General features: G+C 65.3%; 9 protein-coding genes. 8 read left to right on the plus strand and 1 reads right to left on the minus strand.

All coding sequences use genetic code 11. The features are described from left to right. The first annotated feature begins 148 nt into the window (after positions 1 to 148). The 7 genes from VGF64_01895 (at position 149) to VGF64_01925 (ending at position 5,774) form a co-directional block, all read left to right on the plus strand. Positions 149 to 469, plus strand: coding sequence for a metalloregulator ArsR/SmtB family transcription factor (locus tag VGF64_01895; protein ID HEY1633480.1), 321 nt, complete (start codon positions 149 to 151; stop codon positions 467 to 469). Further along, entirely contained in the window at positions 466 to 951 is a 486-nt protein-coding gene (locus tag VGF64_01900; GenBank protein ID HEY1633481.1) for an SRPBCC family protein, read from the plus strand. The genes VGF64_01895 and VGF64_01900 overlap by 4 nt, the downstream gene beginning before the upstream one ends. After that, entirely contained in the window at positions 952 to 1,398 is a 447-nt protein-coding gene (locus VGF64_01905; GenBank protein ID HEY1633482.1) for an SRPBCC family protein, read from the plus strand. Positions 1,399 to 1,918: 520 nt separating this feature from the next. Continuing rightward, the gene (locus tag VGF64_01910) at positions 1,919 to 3,283 is read left to right on the plus strand and encodes a diacylglycerol kinase family protein (GenBank protein HEY1633483.1); all 1,365 of its coding nucleotides are present in this window, start codon (positions 1,919 to 1,921) and stop codon (positions 3,281 to 3,283) included. 163 nt (positions 3,284 to 3,446) lie between these two features. Continuing rightward, complete coding sequence (locus tag VGF64_01915; protein HEY1633484.1) at positions 3,447 to 3,875, plus strand: SHOCT domain-containing protein; 429 nt, start codon at positions 3,447 to 3,449, stop codon at positions 3,873 to 3,875. 80 nt (positions 3,876 to 3,955) lie between these two features. Beyond that, complete coding sequence (locus tag VGF64_01920) at positions 3,956 to 5,365, plus strand: MFS transporter (protein HEY1633485.1); 1,410 nt, start codon at positions 3,956 to 3,958, stop codon at positions 5,363 to 5,365. A gap of 103 nt (positions 5,366 to 5,468) precedes the next feature. Then, positions 5,469 to 5,774 (plus strand): amphi-Trp domain-containing protein, encoded by a 306-nt coding sequence (locus VGF64_01925; GenBank protein HEY1633486.1) that lies wholly within the window; start codon positions 5,469 to 5,471, stop codon positions 5,772 to 5,774. A gap of 125 nt (positions 5,775 to 5,899) precedes the next feature. Here the strand turns inward: VGF64_01925 and VGF64_01930 are convergent, their stop codons facing one another. Then, entirely contained in the window at positions 5,900 to 6,718 is an 819-nt protein-coding gene (locus VGF64_01930) for an aquaporin (protein HEY1633487.1), read from the minus strand. A gap of 242 nt (positions 6,719 to 6,960) precedes the next feature. Here VGF64_01930 and VGF64_01935 point away from each other — a divergent pair. Next, on the plus strand, positions 6,961 to 7,367 hold a 407-nt coding region (locus tag VGF64_01935), incomplete at its 3' end, for an SDR family NAD(P)-dependent oxidoreductase (GenBank protein ID HEY1633488.1).

Genomic DNA, 7,367 nt, shown 5'->3' on the forward strand with positions numbered 1-7,367 from the left:
ACTGCTGGCTAAACGAGGAGTTCCCTCAGAGCCAACCGAAGCTCCGATGGCGACCTACCGACGGCCGCCCGGAGCCGCCCGCCCTGTGCACTCCTCTCGTGAACGACTGGCTTGACGGGCGATTGCTGTAAGCATTAACTTACCGTTAGTGTCAACTTACGAGATCGACCAATGGGCGGCGCTTGGGGACCCGACCAGGCGGGCGATCTTCGAGCGTCTTGCCGCCCGCCCTCAGGCCGTCGGCGAGCTCGCCCAAGAGCTCCCGGTCAGCCGGCCGGCGGTCTCGCAGCACCTCAAGGTCTTGAAGGGCGCGGGCCTTGTCGTTGACCGGCCCGTGGGAGCGCGCCGGGTCTACCGGCTCGACCCGGGTGGGCTCGGTGAGCTTCGCGCCCAGCTCGACCGCTTCTGGACCCAGGCCCTCACGACCTACAAGCAACTCGTTGAGCAATCCACAGAGGAGGATGGATGACCACCCAGGCAGAGCAGACCTCGATTCGGACAGAGGTCCTGGTTGAGGCGCCGATCGAGCGTGCATTCCGCGTCTTCACCAAGCAGTTCGACAAGATCAAGCCCCGCGAGCACAACATGCTCGCGGTGGACATCGCCGAGTCAGTGTTCGAACCTCGCGCTGGTGGTCGCGTCTACGACCGTGGCGTCGACGGGAGCGAGTGCCAATGGGCGCGCGTGCTCGCCTATGAGCCACCTGAGCGCATCGCCTTCACTTGGGACATCAGCCCGCAGTGGCAGATCGAGACCGACCCCGGCAGGGCCAGCGAGGTCGAGGTGCGCTTCATCGCCGAGACCTCAGAGCGCACCAGGGTCGAGCTTGAGCACCGCAACCTCGACCGCCACGGCGAGGGCTGGGAGGGCCTACGGCAGGGCGTTGCCGGCGATCAGGGTTGGCCGCTCTACCTCGGGCGGTTCGCCGAGCAGGTCGCGGGGGTGGTCTGATTGGCCCCGCTCTCGACAAGCATCGAGGTCGCTCGCCCGCCGGAGGAAGTCTTCGCCTACGTCACCGACCCCTCCCGTTTCGCTGAGTGGCAGGCCAACGTGGTCGACGGTCACATGGAGGGCGAGCCGCCCCACGGCGTCGGACAAAGGTGCCTCACAACTCGCCGGATCGGGTTTGCCGAGCGGCCAGTCACCTCCGAGATCACGCACCTCGACGCGCCGAGGACATGGGGTGTGAGAGCGATCGACGGCCCTGTCAGGGCGACCGTCGATGTGGCGGTGGAGCCGCTCGACGAGCGCCGAACGGCGCGGGTCAGGATCGAGCTCGACTTCACCGGACATGGCATCGGCAAACTGCTCGTTCCACTAATCGTGCGTCGCCAGGCGAAAAGCGAGATGCCGGCGAACCTGCAGAGGTTGAAGGAACGCTTGGAGGTGCCGAAGTGAGAGATCCGATGGACCGCCAGGCATAGGCCGCCGGGCTTCGCCGCTGGCTTCAGATACCCAAACACACGTAGGGAGTCTCAGGCGGACTGTCGGCGGTGTTATGGGCGAGTGCACCTATGAGTGCAGCTACGCAGTCAGTCGCTGTGTCCCGAGCGTGTCCTAACGAGTGGACACGAACGGGTTTTCACAGTCACTCTCGGTCAAATGGAAATGGCCCTTGACCAGCGCAAACGACAGAATCGCCTATGCCGCGAGCTGGCCTGCTCCCACCTCTCAAGGTGGAGACACGGGTTCGAATCCCGTTGGGGCTGCTAGAGAAAGTGCCTGCTCAGCGGGACTTTCTCGTACTCCGGTGACCCTCGTCGGGACCGTCCGAATCGGCGTCGTGACCCTCTTGGCCCCCACTCGCGGCCGCCCTCGTAAGACCGGATTGGCGGACGTCGTGCAATCGAGTGCTCGACCGGCTTGCCTGAGCCGGTCAACTACCGGAGCCGTAACCTGGCCCACAGGGGAGGTCACCATGGGCGATGCAAATCTTGAACGGGCTGAGCCGGTAGAACGCCTCGCCGCTCTCCTGGCCCTCATTGCCCTGACGGCGGCGGTCGTGATCGTTGCAGTGGCAGCGGCGGCCAACTGGCAAGGCGTTGTCATCACCCTCATCGGGCTGCTGTCCATCGTCGTGGCGGGCTGGTACATCGTGTCACGGCGCGGTGTCAGCCGGTCCGTTGGCATGGTGATAGGGCTTGCGGGCACGGGCCTCCTCATCGCTGGCTTCATCGTCGCGGATCTCAGTCTCATCACTTGGATCTCGGTTGCAGTCCTCGCCCTTGTCTCGGTAGCGACGGCGCGTGTGGCCCTCCACCGGAGCACGAGGGCGATGCGCGAGCGCGCGCTTTCGAGGAGCCCGGTTCCGTCCCCGCGGCACCCTGTCCTGATCATGAATCCATGGTCCGGTGGGGGAAAGGTGGAGAAGTTCGATGTGGTGAAGGAGTGCCAGCGGCGGGGGATCGAACCGATCGTTCTCGGGAGAGGCGACGACCTCATTCAGCTGGCTGAAGATGCGATTGCCCGAGGTGCAGACGTAATAGGCATGGCGGGAGGGGACGGCTCTCAAGCTCTCGTGGCCACCATCGCCATCCGCCACGACGTTCCCCACGTCGTCATCCCCGCAGGCACCAGGAATCACTTCGCGCTCGACCTCGGCCTCGACCGCAACGACGTGATCGGGGCTCTGGATGCCTACACCGACGGCGTCGAGGAACGCATCGACCTGGCCGTGGTCAACGGTCGGATCTTCGTGAACAATGCCTCGCTGGGGTTGTATGCGAAGATTGTGCAGTCCCCCGAATACCGCGACGCCAAGCGGCAGACGGCGGCGGCCATGCTCCCCGAGATGCTGGGGACAAGCGCCGAGCCTCTGGATCTGCGTTTCACGGGGCCTGACGGCACGAGCTACCCGAGCGCCCACATGATCCTCGTCTCCAACAATCCGTACCAGCTCGCGAGCTTGGCGGGCCGGGGGACGAGAGAGCGGATGGACCTCGGCGCACTTGGAGTCGTCGCCGCTCGGATCTCGGACGCCCGCGACGCGAGCCGCTTCGTGGCCCTCGAGGCAGCGGGGCAGGTCCGGAGGTTTCCGGGCTGGTTCGAGTGGACCACTCCGCGGTTCCAGGTGGACTCCGGCGGACCGGTCGAGATCGGGGTGGACGGCGAGGCAATGAAGATGGATCCGCCGCTGGTGTTCGAGTCCAGACCCGGGGCGCTGCGCGTGCGGCTTCCACGTCAGGCGCTCGGCCTATCGCCAGCGGCACGAGCGGTCCACGTCTTCTCTCGTTCCACGATTGCCGAGCTCGCCCAAGTGGTGGCCGGACGCTGGGCGTCCTAAGCCGACGCCGGAACGACGGTATCCGGCCGCGAACTGAACGCCCAGAGTGACGTCGTGATCCGAGGCGTCCGAGGCGGGGTCTGACATAGACCTTGACCCCCCGCCGGGCGTCAAGATCTATGGCAATCTTGTGGCAGTGGCAGTCGTGCCTCGAGGTGAGGCCGTGGCCACGACTAAAGGGGGAGCGATGTTGGCGACCTTTGGTGACGGCCAGGTCTTCTGGGCGTTCCTGGTCTTCTTCTTCTGGATCATCTGGATCTGGTTGCTGATCGTGGTGTTCAGCGATCTCTTCCGCAGCGCCGACCTCTCCGGGTGGGCCAAGGCGGCTTGGGCCTTGGGACTCCTGATCCTGCCGTACCTCGGAGTGTTCCTGTACCTGATTTTCCGGGGCGGAAAGATGCACGAGCGCGCCTTGGCGGCGGCGCAAGCTCAAGACGCAGCCTTCCGCCAGTACGTGAAGGAGACCGCCGTGACCGAGGGCGATGGTCCCGAGCCGGCGGACGAACTGGCCAAGTTGGAGGACCTGAAGAGGCGAGGGGTCATCTCGGATGCAGAGTTCGACCAGCTCAAGTCCAAGGTGGTGAGCGGCTGAGGACGATCAGCTCACAGTCGATTGAGCATTGGCTGAATCGGTCGTGAGCCCCCGAGGTCACCCATCTCGGCAGGTGTGCGGTGGGTGAAGATATCGCCGCCGCACGGACGTCTCGTTCTGCGCAGGGAGTCCTCCTTCCTCTGGCCTTGGCTCAGTTCATCTGCAGCTTCGCCGGCTCCAACATGAACGTGATGATCAACGACATCAGCTCGGACCTGGGAACGACCGTCAAGGGCGTGCAGACGGCGATCACTGTCTTCTTGCTGGTCATGGCCGCCCTGATGATCCCGGGTGGAAAACTGACCGACCGGTGGGGGCGCAAGCGGTGCTTCACCCTCGGCCTCAGCATCTACGCAGTTGGCGCTCTGCTCAGCGCCTTCTCGCCCGGACTCGGCACCCTCATCCTCGGCAACTCGATCTTCGAGGGTGTCGGAACGGCCCTCCTGATCCCTCCCGTGTACATCCTGGCGACGATGTTCTTCACGGATCTCCGGTCCCGTGCCCGCGCATTCGGTGTCATCAGCGGTATGGGGGGCGTGGGGGCGGCCGCGGGCCCATTGATCGGAGGTGTGATCACCACGGGAATCACGTGGCGAGCTGCCTTCATCTTCCAGGCTGCGGTGATCGTGGTGATCGTCATCCTGAGCCGCCGGATGGAAGATCCCGTGGCGCCGGACCCGACCAGGCCCTTTGACATCGTCGGAGCGATCCTGTCAGCCACTGGCTTGGTTCTCCTGGTCATGGGCATCCTGGAGGCGGAGAACCACCTCGTCATCACGGCTGTCCTGCTGGTCGTCGGCGCCCTGGTCCTCGCCTGGTTCTTCCACCATGTCCGGGCTCTCGAGTCAGCCGGCAGAGAGCCGCTGCTGTCGACCGGCCTCTTCCGAAACCACACCTCGAACCTCGCCCTCATCACCCAGAATGTCCAGTGGGCGGTGCTGCTGGGCTCGGCCTTCGTCGTATCTGCCTATCTCCAGGTCGTGCGGGGCTACGACGCCATCCAGACCGGCGTCATCTTCACCGCCGCCACGGCCGGCATCCTGGTCTCGTCGCTGGCAGCGGAGCGGCTGGCCAACAGGTTCTCCCAGCGCACCCTGATCCTGGTCGGCTTCACGACCACGGTGATCGGGATCTTCTTCCTGGTGGCGATGGTCAAGGGCTCGCCGAGCGCCTACGCCTTCACGCCCGGTCTCCTGTTCATCGGCCTCGGGGTCGGGGTGATGCTGACCCCGTCGGTAAACGTCGTCCAGTCCAGCTTCCCCGAGGAGCGACAGGGTGAGATCTCGGGACTGTCACGGAGCGTGTCGAACCTCGGGTCCGCCTTCGGCACGGCCATCGCCGGAACGATTCTGGTGGCCGATCTCGGGTCAGGGCATCAGGCCTATGGGATCGCCATGGGCGTTCTGGCCGTGATCGGCCTCGGCGGCCTCGTTGTCTCGATCTTCCTACCGGCCGATGCTGGTCAACAGACTGCCGGAGCCGAGACCTGAGGAGCGGGTGCCCACGAGCGAGTTCTCTCGAACGTTGCCATGATCTTGGGCGGTTGGTGCAGCTGAAGGACGAATCGACGAGAACGGAGATGCGATGGCGGAGATGAAGTTCGAGAGGAAGGAGCTGCTCTCGCGCAAAGAGGCGGCGGCGCGGCTCTTGGAGGTGGCTGAGGCGCTCGGATCCAGCGGTGACTTCGAGCTGCAAGGGGGCGGGGAGAAGCTTCAGCTGGACGTGGCGAATGAGGTCACGTTTGAGCTGGAGATCGAGCTCGAGGACGGGAAAACGGAGCTGGAGATGGAGATCAAGTGGTCGTCGTCGACACCGCAGGCCGGGCCCACGCCGACACGTTCAACAGCTCGCCGAGCTCCGAGCCGACCGCGAAAGACGGGTAGCCGACGCCGCCGGTGAAACGACCCAAGGGATTATCGACGCCGGCACGGGAGTGGCCTCTTGGGGGCTCGCCTACGGGCACAAGTGCGACCCGGTACCGGCAGACGTTCAGCTGACGGCGGAGGCTGCGTCGAGCCCGACGGTCAAGACTTGCCCGACTCGTACACCTCGGTGAAGAGATCGCCCTGTGCTGCACCAGCGCCGGACTTGCCGCCGCCGCGGCCCCGCAGGACGTAGGCGATGCCAACGGCGAGCACCGCACCGACAGCCGGCCCCGCAACGTAGACCCAGTAACCAGTAAAGGTCGTGCCTACCAGGTCAGGCCCGAAGGTGCGGGCCGGGTTCATCGAAGCTCCCGAGATCGGACTGCCCCACAGCCCGGCGAGGGCGATGTAGGCCCCCACCCCGAAGGCAGCGAAGACGCCGATGCTCTGTGCGCCCGAAGCCGTGCCCAGGATCACGCTGACCAGCCCTATGGTCAAGAACACCTCCATCCAGAAGGCGGCCATGTTCGAGTAGCCGTGGGCGGGGTAGTTGGACCCGTAGATGGCCGAGACGTTGATCACCGCACGGAGGAAAAGAGCCGCCAGAGTTGCCCCGACGAGCTGGACCAGGATGTAGCCAGGAACCCGCCGCCACGGGAAGTCACGGCGCAGGGCGAAGGCGATGCTCACCGCTGGGTTGAGGTGCGCCCCTGAGAGCCTTCCCATGAACAAGATGATGGCCATGACCATCAGACCGGGTGCCACCACGGCTGCCTGGCGGCTGATCGTCGCCGGAAAGGCGCGGGACATCATGCCCGCGCCGGCCGCCACCAGCACCAGGAAGAACGTGCCCAGCAGCTCGGAGAACAGCCGTCGCCATTCCTGGCGCGGGTCGTTGAAGTCCCTGACGCGTTCGATCACGCTCCGCTCATAGCGAGCGAGGGCGCCCTCGGTCGGCAGCTCTTGCTTCGCGGTCATGTACCACCTCACATGGGAGTCGATCTAGGGAACGCTGGGCCTGGAGTCGCTGGATCGGCTCCAGTTTGAACCACCTCGGCAACCACTGGGGACCTATCCGGGCGCCTTGACTTGTTGTAGGAGCGAGCTCGTAGCGCTCCCTTTGATGATCGTCTGGTACTACAACGAGCCCGAGGGCCGAACTGGCCTGATCTGGCGGCCCACGGCGTGGAGAATATGAGAACGGTGTTGTACTGGAGGGCATGGAACAGACCTGGTTCATCACCGGCTCCTCACGTGGCCTAGGCCGCGCCCTCGTCCGAGCCGCCCTCGACGCCGGCGACCTCGTCGCCGCCACCGCCCGCCAGCCAGCCCAGCTCGAGGACCTCCTCGCGGAATACGGCGACCGCATCCGCACGATCGGCCTGGATGTCACCGACGCCCCAGCCGCCCGTTCAGCGATCGCGGACGCCCGCCGCCACTTCGGCCGCCTGGACGTCATCGTCAACAACGCCGGCTACGCCAACGTCTCACCGATCGAGACCACCGACGACGAAGACTTCCGCGCCCAGTTCGAGACCAACTTCTGGGGCGTCTACCACGTCTCCAAAGCGGCGATCCCGGTCCTTCGGGAGCAAGGTGGGGGCCTCGTAATGCAGATCTCGTCCGT

Source organism: Acidimicrobiales bacterium, from assembly GCA_036491125.1.
Lineage (GTDB): Bacteria > Actinomycetota > Acidimicrobiia > Acidimicrobiales > AC-9 > AC-9.

What these genes read in the sequence shown, in the direction of transcription:
- VGF64_01900 (HEY1633481.1), top strand. Translation starts at nt 466, where the DNA reads ATGACCACCCAGGCAGAGCAGACCTCGATTCGGACAGAGGTCCTGGTT.
- VGF64_01910 (HEY1633483.1), top strand. Translation starts at nt 1,919, where the DNA reads ATGGGCGATGCAAATCTTGAACGGGCTGAGCCGGTAGAACGCCTCGCC.
- VGF64_01925 (HEY1633486.1), top strand. Translation starts at nt 5,469, where the DNA reads ATGAAGTTCGAGAGGAAGGAGCTGCTCTCGCGCAAAGAGGCGGCGGCG.
- VGF64_01930 (HEY1633487.1), bottom strand. Translation starts at nt 6,718, where the DNA reads ATGACCGCGAAGCAAGAGCTGCCGACCGAGGGCGCCCTCGCTCGCTAT.